The organism is Wolbachia endosymbiont of Encarsia formosa (assembly GCF_039540065.1).
In the GTDB taxonomy this organism is placed as follows: Bacteria; Pseudomonadota; Alphaproteobacteria; order Rickettsiales; family Anaplasmataceae; genus Wolbachia.
The window spans coordinates 503262-518378 of the sequence record NZ_CP154278.1; the positions used below are offsets into that span (position 1 = coordinate 503262).

Consider the following 15117-nt stretch of genomic DNA (forward strand, 5'->3'; position numbering starts at 1 on the left):
TAATGAAAAGGCTAGATACCTACATAGCTAAAAAGTGCAACATATCGCGCAGTAAAGCACAAAGATTGATACAAAATGAGCGGGTAACATTATTTGGCACACCGATAATTAATAATGACCACATAGTAAAACTAGGTGAAGAGTATATAGTACATCTCGTTCAACCTGACATATCCATATCAATTGAACCTAACTATAATATAAAGCTTGATATCATTTACGAAGATGAGGACATTATAGTTCTGAGTAAGCAAAGTGGATTAACAGTGCACCCAGGTGCTGGAACAAACAATGATACACTCCTGAATGCAGTGATCGCTCACCTTGGCAAAATTCCATATATAAATACAAGACCAGGAATTGTTCACAGGCTTGATAAAGATACTAGTGGACTCATGGTAATTGCAAAAAATGAACAATCCCACAGCTTCTTGTCTGAGCTGCTATCAAATCGTAAAATAAAACGGGAATACTTAGCAGTAATTTGGGGAGCATTACCTAATCTGCAAGGAACAATAAAAACCAATATTGCTCCAAAACGCAGTAATAAAGAAATGATGTGCGTTACAAAAACAACAGGCAAATTAGCAATCACTCATTACTCAGTGAAGAAAATTATAGGGCAAGCAAGCTTGGTTAAATGTACTTTAGAGACAGGTAGAACACATCAAATTCGAGTACACATGAGTTACATAGGACATTCTATAGTAGGTGATCAAGTTTACGGAAAAAATAGTAGTAAAAGTGTAAAATATGCTAAAAATTCTGACTTTATTCGCAACTTCAACAGACAGGCACTACATGCTCACACGCTGGGCTTATATCATCCCAAAAGTAAAGAATATATAGAATTTATTTCTGATTTACCACAAGATATGCAAGTCTTAATCGGTGAATTTGAAAATATATCTTAATAACATTCATATCAATATTATCATCCATGTTATCAAGAAGTTAATTAATGAGAGAAAAACTGCTGCATTACCTAGATCTTTCACTTTTTTTGGAAGTATATGTTGTTCACTGGAAATACGCTCAATTGTTGTTTCAAAAGCAGTGTTGATAATTTCTACAATTAACACCAAAAATAGGCTACTTACCATTATTGCACGTTCTAAATTACTTACATCTAAAACAAATAAAGCTGAAACACATACTATAAAAAGCAGTAACTCCTGTCTAAATGCAACTTCTGATATAAAAGCTGATTTTATTCCTTCACAAGAATATTGAATTGACTTTACTAGACGAATAATACTTTTCTTCATTATCAATTTTGGAAACTCAATGAATTATACTTATTTCACTCAGGTAAAAAATGCATGAAAGCACCTTTCAGTAATGATTACTTGCAAAGCAGTCTATAAGTACAAAGATTTTTATAGTCAAAATCTAGCATATTGTTTGAACCTGGAGAATTAATACAAATCCTTTCAACAAACGCTTAAGAAAGTTATATATCGATACTGACACAAAAATTCTTTAATTAAATTTCTCTTACCTTAGCTGGGAATATTCAAAAAAGCATAAGAATCAAGTTAAGAGATTGCGAGCAAATTTAGGGAAGTTAAAGTAGATACTCTAGTTTTTCTGTACTTGTCTTTTAATGAAAATCATGAACAAGTTATTGCAATCTTTTTAAGAAAAATTTTCAAACTATTAACTCTATTCTTTAGTGCTAAAAATAACTCTCTAATCCGCCTTTTTAGCTCAATAAATGCCTTTGTTAAACTGAGTTCTGTATTCTTTTTTAATTTTGTACAACTCATGAAATATGAGAATTGCACATAATTTAGCATATAATTCACACAATACTCTGTGTGGCTTCCCTTTTAAGTCTTATGTAGCTCTTGTATAGTTTAAAAAACAACTAAATTTGCCACCTTACTCTGTAATACTTGCTCAGCACTAATTTTATCCTCTGGAATATTAGTTTTGACCAGTTCAACAATTTCTGATTACTTTTGGAAGATCATGTGATTTTGCCAATTTATTAGCTTTTCTTCTTCTGGCTAGAGACTGCTCTTCAGTTAATTTATGATATATCATTCTTACTCTAATCTTTGCTTCTTTTCCCAACAACACCTTCATTTCTAAAAATAGCTTGTCTCCTAAACATTCCAATAATTCCATTTTTTGATTTGTTTCTATAGCATATACATTGGTATCAACGACTTATAAAATAAGCTCCCGTTCCATTGATTTGTTTAAAAGAACTTGAACCAAGGTCAGATATTAGCAACTTCTCCCTATAACCTTCTTACTCCCTCCGTTATGTTAAGTTGATCCAATGTCTGATTTAGGTAATCAAAAACTAATTTTAACTTTATTCCACACTTAGTGTTACTCTCATAACCTTTGTCCATAACCTTTATATAGATTTTCCATGCTGTTAGGCAAAGCTACTATCCAATGCTTTTAAATTGCTGCAAGATTCTACAATCAATTTGCAGGGTATTTTAAATAAAGCCATTGTACATTCTTTTCATAAATTCTACTGCTTCTTTAGTAAACCTGAAATCTAAACCCTGTTTCGTTATTATCACAGATTCTTCATTTAATAATTGGCACATTGTATCTATGATTCAGTTTGTAACCCCTATATTACCCAAAATTATAGCTTTTATGAATCATCAATTACTCAATTTTCTTTTCCTTTTCTGTTTCAATTATTTGCCATTTCATTGAAAAATTTGTTGAGGTAATTTGATAAGCAATTTATTTTATTCATCATTAGTTCTCTCACTAAAATATATCCGAGAGAATTTTATATCTTCTTATCCTATCTTCTTCATACCTTTATTTCCTTAACTTGACCCTTATGCTTTTTTAAATGTTCCCGAATTGTGGTGGTTGCCATCCTTCTCCACATATGTCGTCATTACCAAACGTTCAATTTTTAATTTATCTAAAAGAGGGTAAACTCCAGTATTTTAGACATAATAGGAGGTTACCCATTGAATAAGAATGTAACAGAATTATTCTGTTTTGTAGATGATGATTGTAAAATGATAGACAAAAATTTTGCAGGTAGATTATTATCCAATGGTAAAAAACCTACAATAGTGCCAGAAATAACGCATTCCGAAATTATAACAATAATTTTGTTATATCAGCAATCTAAACTTTAAATCATTTTACATACGTTACTTACAGTTGCTGCATAAGTCAGACTTTTCCAGACTACCTTCTTATGATAGATTTATTGCGCTAAAACCTCGAGTTTTATGGTATTTAGCAATAAAGATCACCTATTGAATTCTATGATATTATTTTTTGTGAGATTGTTATACACGTTATGGCAAGAAAGGCAGAGAGATTTGTTAAGTAGTTTTTGCATCTATATGGGCTACTTGGATAATGGTTACAATGTTTGTACAATTGTACAGCATGAGCTGAGTTCGCTTAGCACTTATCTACATTTCAGTTCCACCAACAGTTATTGCATCGACCTTAAGTGTTGGCTGACCAACTCCAACAGGCACATTTTGCCCGTCTTTTGAGCACGTACCAACACCAGGATCTAACTTTAGATCATTACCAATCATTGATACTTTTTTTAGCACTGTTGGCCCATAACCAATTAGTGTTGCTCCTTTCACTGGATGTGTAATTTTACCATTTTCTATTAGGTAAGCTTCTGAAGATGAGAAAACAAATTTTCCTGATGTTATATCAACTTGTCCACCACCAAAATTTACTGCATATAGGCCTCTTTTTACACTGGATATTATTTCTTCTGGTGCATATTTTCCTGCCAACATATAGGTGTTTGTCATGCGTGGCATAGTAACTTCTTTGTAACTTTCTCTTCTACCATTACCAGTTGGATTTACACCCATAAGTTTAGCGTTCATATGATCTTGCATATATCCTTTTAGAATTCCATCTTCTATAAGCACATTATAGCCAGGTAAAGTACCCTAATCGTCTATGCTAATAGAACCACGCAAATTAGGTAGAGTTCCATTATCAACTACAGTAATGTTACTGGCTGCCACCTGTTTGCCCATAGAATTTGAAAATGCCGAGATTTCTTTACGGTTAAAATCACCCTCAAATCCATGACCTACAGCTTCATGCAATAATATCCCTGGCCAACCTGAACCTAAAACAACTGTCATCTCTCCAGCCGGATCTGGAATTGCCTCAAGATTTACTAGCGCTTGCTCTAACGCTTGGTTTGCAACTTCTTTCCACTTCTTCTCAGAAACAAATTTACTATAAGAGTCTCTTCCACCATGCCCTGCAGAACCTATCTCAGCTCGGCCATTTTTCTCTACGATGACTAGTACATTAAAACGTACCAAAGGCCTAATATCGCTTAACCTGTGATCATCTTTTATTATTTGTACAACTTGCCATTCTCCATTTAGAGTTATTTTTACCTGCTTCACGCAATTATTCTTCGACCTTACATACTCATTAACCTCATTAAGTAGTTTAATCTTTGAGCTCAGGTCCATTTCATTTATGGGATTAATCGTTGAATACAGGCTTTTTGCCTCCTCATTTAAGTTTACTGAATTCGTTTTGCTTAAAGATGCTGAACTTTTTACCATGGAAGCAGCTTTACTAATTTCTTTTTCGCTAATCTCAGAAGAGCAAACAAAAGACGTACTATCTTCACAAAAAGACCTTAGACCAAATCCTCTTCTGATATTTAAATCCATATGTTTTAATATATTATCATCAAAAACTAGGGATTCTGATTGGCAAAACTCTAAAAATAGCTCACCACCATCACTATTGCTCAAAGCGTTGTTGACTATTTTATATACATTATTAATATTAACATTGTTCTGAGCAAAAAATATTTGATCTAGATTTGGCATTACCTTTAAGTTAAAAACTATTTGAGTATATTATTTTATTTTAACATAGTAAATCACAAAAAGCCCGGGTGGCGGAATTGGTAGACGCGCTAGCTTCAGGTGCTAGTAACTTTTCAAGTTGTGGAAGTTCAAGTCTTCTCCCGGGCACTCTGTATTGATTTTCAAGTCAATTAATGTTATGATATAATATGTATTTACTGTTAAGTTTATGAGTTATGAGAAAGAGGGGCTTATTTACAGAAAAAAAATACGAACTTATTCAAAACGCTTAGTTACTGCACTATCTATTGCTTCTTTGAGTTGGTACATAGCAGCATTAGCCCTAAATATTTCTTCCTTAATCTTGTATTTTACTATTGTCAGCACTATGCTAAGTGCACTTTCGCTTGCTTTAAATATATGGTCATTAACTGATCATTTTAGGCAGTGTGGCCTTAATAAGCAACTCGATACCTCTTGGCAAGAGAAATTAATGAAGATCTGCCTCGACATTGCATCTAACGTTTCATTTTTAATAGGAGGAATTACATCTATATTACCTCTTGAATTTCCTATTATCCCCTTTATTTCGGTTGCTTTTTTTATTCTAGGTTGTACCTTTATGGCAACCAATTTCATTAGAACTATGATTAGTCAGCCGCAAATAGATGAAACCAAAACCTCAAAGTTAGTGATCATTTGAACGTTCAATCTGCAATAGCTGCCTAATTATTACATGTTAATAACTTAGCTTATTTAACTTGACAAATTACGCCATCTCCCTTACTATGATAGCAAGAGTATTTACCCTTGTTTTTAATCTCCGCGGATTTAACAGCAAAATTTAGTAAAAAATTCAAGTATTTATTGGCAAATTACATAAAAATTATAGCGGCTGCATGTCTTTTTTATTTTTTCTACATTCAGCCAAATCGCGCTTGTTAGTACATTATCAATTTAAATTATTAAAACTCGCTATACGGGGGTTCTTTTGTCTTTTTTTACTTAGTAAATTTCTTAATATTTGTAGCTAAAGTAATTTTAGAGAGCCAGCGTGGGACACACAACCGCACTAACGTTTATTTTTGAAGGTACTATTTATATAGATGAAATGTTCAAAAGTAAAGCATTTAAATATCTAATTCTTACTTCCCAAATTTCAAATTATCTTCCTCCTATTTTATTAATAGCAGGTTTGGTGTTACAGTACCAATCTAGTTGCGTAGACAGTAAAGTACTCATTGGATTTGCTATAGTACTAGGTTGTACTTTATTATTACACTTAGCAAGTGAGATCTACGAGAGAAAAGTTGTAAATCTTGTAAAAACTGAAGGAAGAGGTGATGAACAAAATGTACCTATAGGAGCATTAACCGAAAAGCCAAGCAGAATTGTAAATCCCGATAGTGTTCACGCTCATGGAAGAGAGCAAGTTGTGTAGTGCATTTATTGTTCTTGGATTAATTGATAGCTATTCTCCATACTCAAATCTCTGGCTAAAAATAGCGAGCCACAGATTAGTATGGTTTTGACGTTTTGTATAGAAGCTTTTAGTATGTGATTTGATATAGCATCTCTGATTGATTCACATTCGATAGCATTGATTCCTATATTATGAGCTCCTTCTCTAATTAAATCTGTACTTGTTGCTTTAGGTTCAGATTTAACACAAATCGCGCATAGTAGTTTGATATATGGCTTTAAGTGCTCTAAGAACTCTGCGACGTTTCTGTTACGAGTAACACCAAAGATCATATAGATACCTTCAGCAAAATTGTCTCTTACCCACTTAGCTAACACTCTGGCAACATCATTGTTGTGCGCGCCATCTAGAAATAATTGCCAATCTTTTGGTAATAAAGAAATTAAATTACCTTCTTTTATAGACTCTAGCCGCGCAGGCCAATAAGTGCGCTGTAAACCTGAAGCAATGTCCTCTTCTCCAATATTAAATCCATACTTCCCACTTAAAATGCTACATGCTGCAATTGCGTTTCCTGCATTGATTATTTGATGATATCCTTTTAAAGATGGCAAAGAAAATTCTATTGATTGAATAGTCGATTGAAAGACTATTCTGTTATTCTGTTTTTCGCAATTCCACTCAAATCCTCCTCTATATAAGGGAGATTTTTTGTTTATTGCGTGTTGTTCTAGCATGTTCATTATAGATTTTTCTTGTGGTGCTATTACGCAAGGAACATTAGGTTTCATTATTCCAGCCTTTTCACCTGCTATGGTTTCTACGGTAGGACCAAGATATTCTGTATGGTCAAGTGCAATGGAAGTGATGATCGTTAGAATCGGATTATCTATAACATTTGTTGCATCAAGCCTTCCACCCAGACCCACTTCAACTAAAGTAATATCATCTTTATGACGAGAAAAAGCTAAGAAGGCTGCAGTCGTTGCGGCTTCAAATAGAGTGATGGGTTGTTCTGTGACTGCTATACGGCATTCTTCCAGTGAGTTATGTAATTCACTATCATCGATATCATTGCCTGCAACAACTATTCTCTCATTAAAATTCACTAAATGTGGAGAAGTGTACGTATGAACTTTATACCCTGCTGCTTGCATTATATATCTTATAAAGGATAGTGTTGATCCTTTGCCATTAGTGCCAGCTATGTGAATTATTGGCGGTATTTTTTTCTCGGGATTACCAAGTTTATTTAGAAAACTTTTTATGCTATCAAGAGAAAAATCCTTTGGCCTACTGCCAATCGGCTTAGGCCAATGAGGCATGTATATCATAAATTATTGTTACGTTTTAATTCATCTATTACACTTGCCATGCCATTCGTGTCGATCTTTTCACTAAATTGAGAACGTTGATTAATAGAAATACTTATTCCACTCATTACAACATCGTTTATTAAGAAAGAACCGTCACTTTTAGTAACTTTAAAGTCAATATTTGTAAATTCCTCATCACCATAAGAAAATCTTGTTCCTATCAGACAAGTTTCATCGTCAACTGCTTTTGTACTCATTATGATCATTTCACTATTATTTATGTATTTATACAAAATTTTAGCGCACAAGCGCGCGAGATATACTTCATATTCTTTTAGAAACTCTTCTTTTTCTTTCTGAGTAGATAAATTCCAATATTTCCCTATGACAAATCGAGATATTCCTTTGAGGTCAACATTATTCTGAATAATTTTCAGAAGTTCTTCTTGTACATGTTCTAGATTTTTTCTATTCCCTTTCATAGACGTGTTGTCTACTTGCTGCTTCATGGCAAGCACAAAAGTTTTGTGCCCTATACAATTCGCGTAAGCACTTGAGGAGATTACAATAAAAATGGTTAAGAACTTAATAAGATTCATAAGATATATTTATTAGCTATGATACTTAAAATGCAAAATTTAACAAAGGCAAAATAATGATCGCTAGTTTTAATATATCTATAGACATACTCTATATAAATAATCTATAATTAATTTAGGGGTCTGTGCTATGCGTTATGAGTTAAGTTAAATTTCCCGAGCGATAATTTCTGATCAAGGGAATTGCCTCTGTTAATTTCATTGAAATTAGTACGTGATGCCCACCTTAACTTTAGGTCTCAGGAATCTACTAAGACTGACGGTAGATATGGATCCCTTTTCCATTATTTAGGTTTATGTTACACCAATATAAAGAACAAGGTGTTTTTTTCTGTCCATCTCATGAGATATTTCAAGTTGTAATTGACGTTGAGAAGTATCCTGATTTTGTTCCTTGGTGCAAAGCTGTTTATATAAAAGAAAAAACTGATAGCCAAATGATTGTGGACCTCCTTGCAGCTTTTCATGGCATTAAAGGAAGTTACACATCAGAAGTGACCTTTCTTTCTCCAAATGGAGCAAATAAAAGTTGGATAAAAGCTGTGTCGTCAAATGGAATATTTAAACATTTATACAACGAATGGAAATTCACTCCTATAGATGAAAGTAAAACTATGGTAGAGTTCTATATAAAGTTTGAATTTAAATCCAATTTGTTTTCCGCCTTATTAAACTCAGTTTATAAATACACACAAAGTAAAATAATTGCTGCATTTAAAGACAGAGTAGAAAGTGTTGCCGAGAAAAAGTTATCTTGACATTATTTATATAAATGCATAAATTCTTTAATAAGTTAAGTGTTTCCATTGTAATGATTTTTAGATTATTGTTCTTACTTATTTTTATAAGTGTTAGTTCTTATGCAGCTATTGAACAAAACTTACCCAACACTCAAAAAACTGATGAAATAACATCAAAAGAACTACTGTCACTACTGCCTGATGATAAATTATTAGGTGATCCAAAAGCACCAATTTTAATGATAGAATATGCTTCGCTCACTTGTTATCACTGTTCTCTTTTTTATAAGAAAGTTTTTCCTAAAATCAAAGAAAAGTACATAGATACAGGTAAGATGTTATACATATTCCGTCATTTTCCTCTAGATTACAGAGGATTAAAAGCTGCAATGCTAAGTTATTGCTATGAAAAAGAAGAAGACTATTTTAATTTTAACAAAGCTGTGTTTAATGCAATAGACTCGTGGAACTACTCTAATTTTAGTGATTTAACTATACTACAAAAAATTGCTGCACTAAGCAATTTGAAGCAAGATGTATTTAACCAATGCATTAATGATAAAAAGATGATGGACAAAATTATAAATGATAAATCACTTGCAATTAATAAACTTGATATCACAGCTACTCCTGTATTCATCATCAAGCTTAACGATGAAAAATCATATGTAGAGAATGGTAAAATCAAACATGAAGGGTATAGAGAGCTGGAATACTTCACTAATGTAATAGATGAGTTATATGGAAAAGCTATAGTGAAGTAATAACACTGTAGCTTACCATATAAAAACCCTATGCTGAATCATTATTTTTTGATACTGTTTGTTGCTTTTTACGCTCAAACTCTCTTTTTTTACTGTGCCAAGCATAATAATACATAGCAATTTTATTCTCTATTAATACTATAGTTCCATCATAAAATTGGACCATATCCATAACTTTTTTCTGAGCTTCGTTAAAGCGTTCTTTGTACTTCTCGCGATAAGCTGGGTTGTGCAGTAATTTCACTCCTTCATTATTATTAGACTTCTTGCTTAACGTTTCAACTTCGTTAGCAATGTTATAAGACATATAAACCCCTCTAATTGATTATAAAAATTACATTTTATAAGAGAGATGTAAATAAACGATCCCTTAATTCTAGTATAACAATTGGTTATTATACTAGTTAACTATAGTAAAATATATAATAATCTTTGTCACTTAAAATTTTACTTTATAAAATAACAACTTAAAATAAAAAATTTTATTATTCTTAACCCTATTGTTATATTTATAAATCTTATATAGATTAAACCTCCTTAGTTTATATTATAAAACTTAATGCGTCATAACTTTAGCAGAAAATCGTTGTACATAAGAAGCTTATTTGCAAAAGAGTATAAAGAAATAGAAGAACATTGTACTCTTGATAAGAAACAACGTATTCAAATCACTCCTGAAGAAGGAAAATTATTAAATTTATTTATCAAAATCCATAAAGTTAAAAGCATAGTTGAAATTGGCACGTTATATGGTTATTCGTCAATTTGTATGGTAAAAGCTTTACCGAAAGATGGTCATATATATACAATAGAAAATAATCCTCAACACTCAAGAATAGCAAAAAAAAATTTTAGTGCTTTTAATCTAAGTGATAAAATTACTCTAATAGAAGGTGATGCACTAGAAAAAATTAATGAATTATCAACAAAGGCACCATTTGACATGATATTCATCGATGCTGACAAAAGTAGTTATCCTAAGTATTTAGATTGGGCAGAGTCATACATTAAACAAGATGGGCTAATCGTTGCAGATAACACTCTATTATTTGATACAGTATTTTTAGAATCTCCTCCAAAAGAAGTATCAGAAAAGTCATGGCATGCTATGAGAGAGTTTAATGATAGATTGTCAGATGAAAAAAAATATTTCTCCATATTGATTCCTACTGAAGAAGGAATGACTGTAGCTTTAAAACTAACGCAAGTTAAAAATCAAGGTCAGCGTAATGTCTAGGGGGAGTTAAGCCAAAAACTCTCTCTAATAATATTTCGCGAAAACAAGGCCTTGATTTAACAATGGAGTACCATTCTTTTAAAATCTTACTTTTTTCCCATGGGAAACTATTTACGTAGTCTATTATAGAAATATGTGATGCTAAAGTAATATCGGCTAAAGTGAACTTATCGGTTGCAAGCCAAACGTTCTTGTTAATTAAGTGTTCGATGTATTCCATATGGCAAGGCAGGTTATGCTGAGCTGCATGAAGAAATCTAGAGTCAGGGCTGCGGTTAGTAATTACTTTTTCATTCATAATATACTTAGTAACTTCATTGTAAAATTTGCTATCGAACCAATTGATTAAAGCGCGTATTTTAGACTTAATAATAGTTGATGAACCAAGTAATTTGACGTCACTATTGTAAGTCTCTTCTATATATTCACAAATGGCATTACTATCCGCTATTACAAAGTTATTATCTATTAATACTGGTACTTGTCCGATTGGATTGATCTCCATGAATTCATTCCGCTTTTCCCATGGATTTTCATATACCAAATCACAACTCAGCTTTTTTTCCTTGAGAAGAGCTCTAACTTTTCGTGAAAACGGACAAAGAGGAAAATGATATAAAATCATAATATTCCTCTTTTGTTATTCCAATACCTATATGTTGTCATTCCAGTACGTGACATTGGAATCCAGCTTATTTCATTATGGACATTACTTTTAACATATATTCCTAGAATCCATTGTCCATTGTGTAATTTCCAAATATTTTTATACTTGGATCCCAGTACAACTGTACGAACATTGTAGTTTGAGAGCAATCCCCACCGGAAGGGTGTCATTTCAGTGATTGACACTGGAATCCAGTTCTTATTATACAACAGCCTAATGTATTCATTTAAAATTAAGTTTTCTGGATCCCAGTGTCTGGGCACTGGGATGACAGAAGAAGAGTATTTTAGGTAACAGCTGTTTACTCCAAAGTAATGTTGCAAAAGGTCTAACATATAAATTATAAGACTAATATAGAATATACCTTGCTAAAAAAAAAAAAGAGTATAACCTTTTATAAGGTATGCAGGCAAAAATTCTGTAACTTGGTCAGGTCAGAAATGAAGCAACCATATCAGAATCTTTTTGGGTTGCATACCTATTTGTACTATTTGTTTTATTCTAGGCTATGAACATAGCATTAAAATATCGTCCTAGTAGCTTTAAAGATTTAGTAGGTCAAGATATATTGGTGCGTATACTAGAAAATGCTTTTACTCTCAACAAAATTCCACAATCTATACTGCTTTCTGGTAGCAGTGGAATTGGTAAAACCACCACTGCAAGAATAATAGCTTTATGTTTGAACTGCTCATTGGGGCCAACTTTTGAACCTTGTGGATCATGTACAAGTTGTCTGGCAATAAAAAATTCAAGCCATCCAGATGTAGTTGAAATCGATGCGGCAAGTCACACTAGTGTTGAGGATGTTAGAGCGATCTTGGGAGATATTTGCTATTTACCAATAAGTTCTAAATTTAAAGTTTACATTATAGATGAAGTACACATGTTATCCAGTAATGCATTTAATGCATTACTTAAAACTCTAGAAGAACCACCATCTAGCGTAAAGTTTATTCTGGCAACTACAGAAATAAAAAAGATACCAATAACTATTATTGCACGTTGTCAAAGGTTTGACTTACATAACATTCCTTCAGCTAAGATAATGGAGCGTTTAAATGATATTGCACAAAAAGAAAATTATTTTTTTGAAAAAGAAGCGTCGGAATTAATTGCTCACCACTGCAATCATTCAATGCGTAACGCTTTATTTTTGATGAATCAAGCAGTGCTATATAGCAAAGATGGTACAATATCCACTCAAAGTGTTAAAGACATACTTGGTCTAGTAGATAGAAACGTTATATTTGATCTACTGGAAGCAGTATTAGATAGTGATTTACAGAAGGCTTTGTTAGTATTCGACAATGTGGTAAAAACAGCAAATCCGCTCAATATTTTTGAAGATCTACTGCAAACAATCCAGTTAATATGCCGTTTTTTAATTACAAAAGAGATTGATACAGAATATGAGAAGAGCAGAGTAAAAGATTTGAGTACAAAAAAGTCTTTAATATTTTTTTCGAGATTGTGGAAGGTGCTGCTTAAGGGTATTCAAGATATAAAGGTTTCAACATGCAATGAAATTGCCGCTGAAATGATATTAATTAGCCTTTGTTATCTTTCTGATTTGCCTTCTCCGGAACAGGTGATCAAAAAAATTCTTTCACAGAATGTAGAGCAAGGAAATAGACAGGGCAGACCTGTTGCACCTTCTCCCCCTGTCATCCAAGTAGCTGACTACTCGGATCCAAAAAAATATGTGGAAAAACCCCACTCTGTCATCCCAGTGCGTGACACTGGGATCCATGTGAAAAATAAACAACAAAATTACGATTTTGATAAGATTTTGCAACTATTAAGGCGGAGTAACCAAATTTATCTTTACAAACAACTGTGTAGTAATCTAAAATTAATAGATTGTAAATTTGGGTATTTAAAATTAAAAGCTGTATCTAACTTGAACAGTAATTTTTGTAATGACTTGAAAAGTTACTTAAATCAAGCCACTAATCAGGAGTGGGTTATTATAGTTGATACGAGTTATATGAATAGGGAAGTGAGTAATTTAAATTATGCACCTGTAGTTAAGGATATATTAAATACGTTTAAAGGTGCAAAGGTAGTTAATATAGAAAATAAGGAGTAGGTTGTGGATTTCAGTCAAATAATGAAGCAAGCGCAAGAAATGCAAAAAAAGCTTGCGGAAGCCCAAAAAAAATATATTGGAAAAGAGTTTCAAGGTATTTCTGGTGGTGGCAAAGTTTCTGTATTAGTGGAAGTTATAAAAATAGGTGGCTATAAAGCTAAAAAGGTAAACATAGACTTAGAGCTTATGAGAAATGAAGAAAAAGACATAGTAGAAGATTTAGTGACAGCAGCGTTTAATGATGCCATTAAAAAATCAGAAGAAGATATGGCAAATGCAACCTCTGATCTTGCAGGTATGATGGGGTTACCACCTGGATTTAAACTTCCTTTTTAAATTTACTACTGAAGTTTGTCTTAATGCAGTAAATAAGTGTTTTCCTTTTATACTAGTACTTCCATGAAGTACATTCATATTACTGCATGAATATGCAGCAATTCACAATGCTGAATGCAGATCAGAAGATAAAAAGACATTAGTGAAATAGGTGTCAGAAGATCAAGAGTAAAAAAAGTAGAGTAACTCTATTTATTAATTAATAAAATCTTTGTATTTTCCTAAAAGTTAGTTAAGATACAGAAGGTTTTGTGTTATTAAGTTAGCACTTGACTTAACTTTAGTTATTATTTAGACTGCTAAAGTGGAATTTTAATTTTTTAACGAGGGCAATTATGCATTATAAAAAGTTTTTTTCGGCAGCTGCTTTAGTGACGTTGCTAAGCCTATCAAACTCTGCTTTTTCATCAGACCCTATTGGTCCAATAAGTGATGAAGAAACTAGCTATTATGTTCGTTTGCAATATAATGGTGAAATTTTACCTTTTAAAACAAAGATTACTGGCATTACACATAAATCAGGTAAAGATAAGGATAGTCCCTTAAAAGCATCTTTTCTAGCTGGTGGTGGTGCATTTGGTTATAAAATGGATGATATCAGAGTTGATGTTGAAGGACTCTACTCACAATTGAGTAAAGACGGAGATGTAGCTGGTGATTCAGCAATTGCAGAAAGTTTAACAGCATTTTCAGGATTAGTTAACGTTTATTACGACGTAGCAATTGAAGACATGCCTGTCACTCCATATATTGGTGTTGGTGTTGGCGCAGCATATGTAAGCAACCCTTTAGCGACAAAAGTTACTGATGATAAAGCCTCTGGATTTGCTTTTGCTTATCAAGCAAAAGCTGGTGTTAGTTATGATGTAACCCCAGAAATCAAGCTTTATGCTGGTGCTCGTTATTTTGGTTCTTATGGTGCTAATTTTAAGATAGCTAAAGATGATGCCAGAATCAAAGTTCTTTACAGCACTGTTGGTGCAGAAGCTGGAGTAGCGTTTAATTTCTAGTCTATCTTTGTCTTATTATCCCAGTGGGTTTTTCTTGTCATTCAAGTAGCATGACACTGGGATCTAGAAAAAAGAAATGTGAATTCCAGTGTTTGAGCACTGGAATAACACACTATTTA

14 protein-coding genes, 1 tRNA gene, 2 other RNA genes and 4 pseudogenes are annotated in these 15117 nt (G+C 32.7%); 13 read left to right on the forward strand and 8 right to left on the reverse strand.

Annotated features, from left to right (window positions below; all coding sequences use genetic code 11):
• Nucleotides 1–2: 2 nt before the first annotated feature.
• Entirely contained in the window at nt 3–914 is a 912-nt protein-coding gene (locus AAE962_RS02640) for an RluA family pseudouridine synthase (protein WP_264336505.1), read from the forward strand.
• A gap of 6 nt (nt 915–920) precedes the next feature.
• Here AAE962_RS02640 and AAE962_RS02645 read toward each other — a convergent pair whose 3' ends face one another.
• Nucleotides 921–1268, reverse strand: coding sequence for a diacylglycerol kinase (locus tag AAE962_RS02645; protein WP_343289466.1), 348 nt, complete (start codon nt 1266–1268; stop codon nt 921–923).
• A 270-nt stretch (nt 1269–1538) separates the two neighbouring features.
• Nucleotides 1539–2731 (reverse strand): annotated as a pseudogene (locus AAE962_RS02650) (IS4 family transposase).
• 226 nt (nt 2732–2957) lie between these two features.
• Here AAE962_RS02650 and AAE962_RS02655 point away from each other — a divergent pair.
• Nucleotides 2958–3255: pseudogene (locus tag AAE962_RS02655) on the forward strand (IS982 family transposase); the annotation flags it as partial.
• 161 nt (nt 3256–3416) lie between these two features.
• On the opposite strand, the pseudogene tldD reads toward AAE962_RS02655, so the two are convergent.
• A pseudogene (tldD, locus tag AAE962_RS02660) lies at nt 3417–4835 on the reverse strand (metalloprotease TldD).
• A gap of 62 nt (nt 4836–4897) precedes the next feature.
• Here tldD and AAE962_RS02665 point away from each other — a divergent pair.
• The 3 genes from AAE962_RS02665 (at nt 4898) to AAE962_RS02675 (ending at nt 6255) form a co-directional block, all read left to right on the forward strand.
• Nucleotides 4898–4982 (forward strand) — tRNA-Leu (locus AAE962_RS02665).
• 61 nt (nt 4983–5043) lie between these two features.
• Nucleotides 5044–5517, forward strand: coding sequence for a hypothetical protein (locus AAE962_RS02670; protein ID WP_343289467.1), 474 nt, complete (start codon nt 5044–5046; stop codon nt 5515–5517).
• A gap of 351 nt (nt 5518–5868) precedes the next feature.
• A complete protein-coding gene (locus AAE962_RS02675) occupies nt 5869–6255 on the forward strand; it encodes a hypothetical protein (protein WP_343289468.1) in 387 nt (128 codons plus the stop codon).
• 5 nt (nt 6256–6260) lie between these two features.
• Here AAE962_RS02675 and AAE962_RS02680 read toward each other — a convergent pair whose 3' ends face one another.
• Both AAE962_RS02680 and AAE962_RS02685 read right to left on the reverse strand, forming a co-directional pair.
• Nucleotides 6261–7571 (reverse strand): folylpolyglutamate synthase/dihydrofolate synthase family protein, encoded by a 1311-nt coding sequence (locus AAE962_RS02680; protein ID WP_343289469.1) that lies wholly within the window; start codon nt 7569–7571, stop codon nt 6261–6263.
• Nucleotides 7568–8152: an ABC transporter substrate-binding protein gene (locus AAE962_RS02685; RefSeq protein WP_343289470.1), complete on the reverse strand. Its 585-nt coding sequence runs from the start codon at nt 8150–8152 to the stop codon at nt 7568–7570. Before AAE962_RS02685 ends, AAE962_RS02680 begins: the two co-directional genes overlap by 4 nt.
• Before the next feature lie 117 nt (nt 8153–8269).
• Between AAE962_RS02685 and ssrS the strand changes: the two genes are divergently transcribed.
• The 3 genes from ssrS (at nt 8270) to AAE962_RS02700 (ending at nt 9656) form a co-directional block, all read left to right on the forward strand.
• Nucleotides 8270–8431: non-coding RNA, 6S RNA (gene ssrS / locus AAE962_RS02690), on the forward strand.
• 17 nt (nt 8432–8448) lie between these two features.
• The gene (locus tag AAE962_RS02695; protein WP_343289471.1) at nt 8449–8910 is read left to right on the forward strand and encodes a type II toxin-antitoxin system RatA family toxin; all 462 of its coding nucleotides are present in this window, start codon (nt 8449–8451) and stop codon (nt 8908–8910) included.
• A 53-nt stretch (nt 8911–8963) separates the two neighbouring features.
• Nucleotides 8964–9656, forward strand: a complete 693-nt coding sequence (locus AAE962_RS02700; RefSeq protein ID WP_343289472.1) for a thioredoxin domain-containing protein — start codon at nt 8964–8966, stop codon at nt 9654–9656.
• A gap of 28 nt (nt 9657–9684) precedes the next feature.
• Here AAE962_RS02700 and AAE962_RS02705 read toward each other — a convergent pair whose 3' ends face one another.
• Entirely contained in the window at nt 9685–9963 is a 279-nt protein-coding gene (locus AAE962_RS02705) for a DUF2671 domain-containing protein (RefSeq protein WP_007302334.1), read from the reverse strand.
• A gap of 252 nt (nt 9964–10215) precedes the next feature.
• Here AAE962_RS02705 and AAE962_RS02710 point away from each other — a divergent pair, with 252 nt between their 5' ends.
• A complete protein-coding gene (locus AAE962_RS02710) occupies nt 10216–10893 on the forward strand; it encodes an O-methyltransferase (RefSeq protein WP_343289473.1) in 678 nt (225 codons plus the stop codon).
• On the opposite strand, the gene AAE962_RS02715 is transcribed toward AAE962_RS02710, so the two are convergent.
• Together AAE962_RS02715 and AAE962_RS06730 are read right to left on the reverse strand one after the other, a co-directional pair.
• The gene (locus AAE962_RS02715; RefSeq protein ID WP_006013494.1) at nt 10865–11518 is read right to left on the reverse strand and encodes a glutathione S-transferase family protein; all 654 of its coding nucleotides are present in this window, start codon (nt 11516–11518) and stop codon (nt 10865–10867) included. The genes AAE962_RS02710 and AAE962_RS02715 overlap by 29 nt on opposite strands.
• Nucleotides 11519–11721: 203 nt before the next feature.
• Nucleotides 11722–11835, reverse strand: a pseudogene (locus AAE962_RS06730) (WPE palindromic element domain-containing protein); the annotation flags it as partial.
• A 118-nt stretch (nt 11836–11953) separates the two neighbouring features.
• On the opposite strand from AAE962_RS06730, the gene ffs reads away from it, so the two are divergent.
• From ffs to AAE962_RS02740, 4 genes are all read left to right on the forward strand, one after another.
• Nucleotides 11954–12052, forward strand: an RNA gene (gene ffs, locus AAE962_RS02725) — signal recognition particle sRNA small type.
• A 16-nt stretch (nt 12053–12068) separates the two neighbouring features.
• The gene (dnaX, locus tag AAE962_RS02730; RefSeq protein WP_343289474.1) at nt 12069–13652 is read left to right on the forward strand and encodes a DNA polymerase III subunit gamma/tau; all 1584 of its coding nucleotides are present in this window, start codon (nt 12069–12071) and stop codon (nt 13650–13652) included.
• Between the two features lie 21 nt (nt 13653–13673).
• A complete protein-coding gene (locus tag AAE962_RS02735) occupies nt 13674–13988 on the forward strand; it encodes a YbaB/EbfC family nucleoid-associated protein (RefSeq protein WP_343289573.1) in 315 nt (104 codons plus the stop codon).
• Between the two features lie 335 nt (nt 13989–14323).
• Entirely contained in the window at nt 14324–14998 is a 675-nt protein-coding gene (locus AAE962_RS02740) for an acyloxyacyl hydrolase (RefSeq protein WP_343289475.1), read from the forward strand.
• Nucleotides 14999–15117: the final 119 nt, after the last annotated feature.

What these genes read in the sequence shown, in the direction of transcription:
- dnaX (WP_343289474.1), top strand. Translation starts at nt 12,069, where the DNA reads ATGAACATAGCATTAAAATATCGTCCTAGTAGCTTTAAAGATTTAGTA.
- AAE962_RS02710 (WP_343289473.1), top strand. Translation starts at nt 10,216, where the DNA reads ATGCGTCATAACTTTAGCAGAAAATCGTTGTACATAAGAAGCTTATTT.
- AAE962_RS02670 (WP_343289467.1), top strand. Translation starts at nt 5,044, where the DNA reads ATGAGTTATGAGAAAGAGGGGCTTATTTACAGAAAAAAAATACGAACT.
- AAE962_RS02705 (WP_007302334.1), bottom strand. Translation starts at nt 9,963, where the DNA reads ATGTCTTATAACATTGCTAACGAAGTTGAAACGTTAAGCAAGAAGTCT.
- AAE962_RS02715 (WP_006013494.1), bottom strand. Translation starts at nt 11,518, where the DNA reads ATGATTTTATATCATTTTCCTCTTTGTCCGTTTTCACGAAAAGTTAGA.
- AAE962_RS02695 (WP_343289471.1), top strand. Translation starts at nt 8,449, where the DNA reads ATGTTACACCAATATAAAGAACAAGGTGTTTTTTTCTGTCCATCTCAT.
- AAE962_RS02680 (WP_343289469.1), bottom strand. Translation starts at nt 7,571, where the DNA reads ATGATATACATGCCTCATTGGCCTAAGCCGATTGGCAGTAGGCCAAAG.
- AAE962_RS02740 (WP_343289475.1), top strand. Translation starts at nt 14,324, where the DNA reads ATGCATTATAAAAAGTTTTTTTCGGCAGCTGCTTTAGTGACGTTGCTA.
- AAE962_RS02645 (WP_343289466.1), bottom strand. Translation starts at nt 1,268, where the DNA reads ATGAAGAAAAGTATTATTCGTCTAGTAAAGTCAATTCAATATTCTTGT.
- AAE962_RS02685 (WP_343289470.1), bottom strand. Translation starts at nt 8,152, where the DNA reads ATGAATCTTATTAAGTTCTTAACCATTTTTATTGTAATCTCCTCAAGT.
- AAE962_RS02700 (WP_343289472.1), top strand. Translation starts at nt 8,964, where the DNA reads ATGATTTTTAGATTATTGTTCTTACTTATTTTTATAAGTGTTAGTTCT.
- AAE962_RS02735 (WP_343289573.1), top strand. Translation starts at nt 13,674, where the DNA reads ATGAAGCAAGCGCAAGAAATGCAAAAAAAGCTTGCGGAAGCCCAAAAA.
- AAE962_RS02640 (WP_264336505.1), top strand. Translation starts at nt 3, where the DNA reads ATGAAAAGGCTAGATACCTACATAGCTAAAAAGTGCAACATATCGCGC.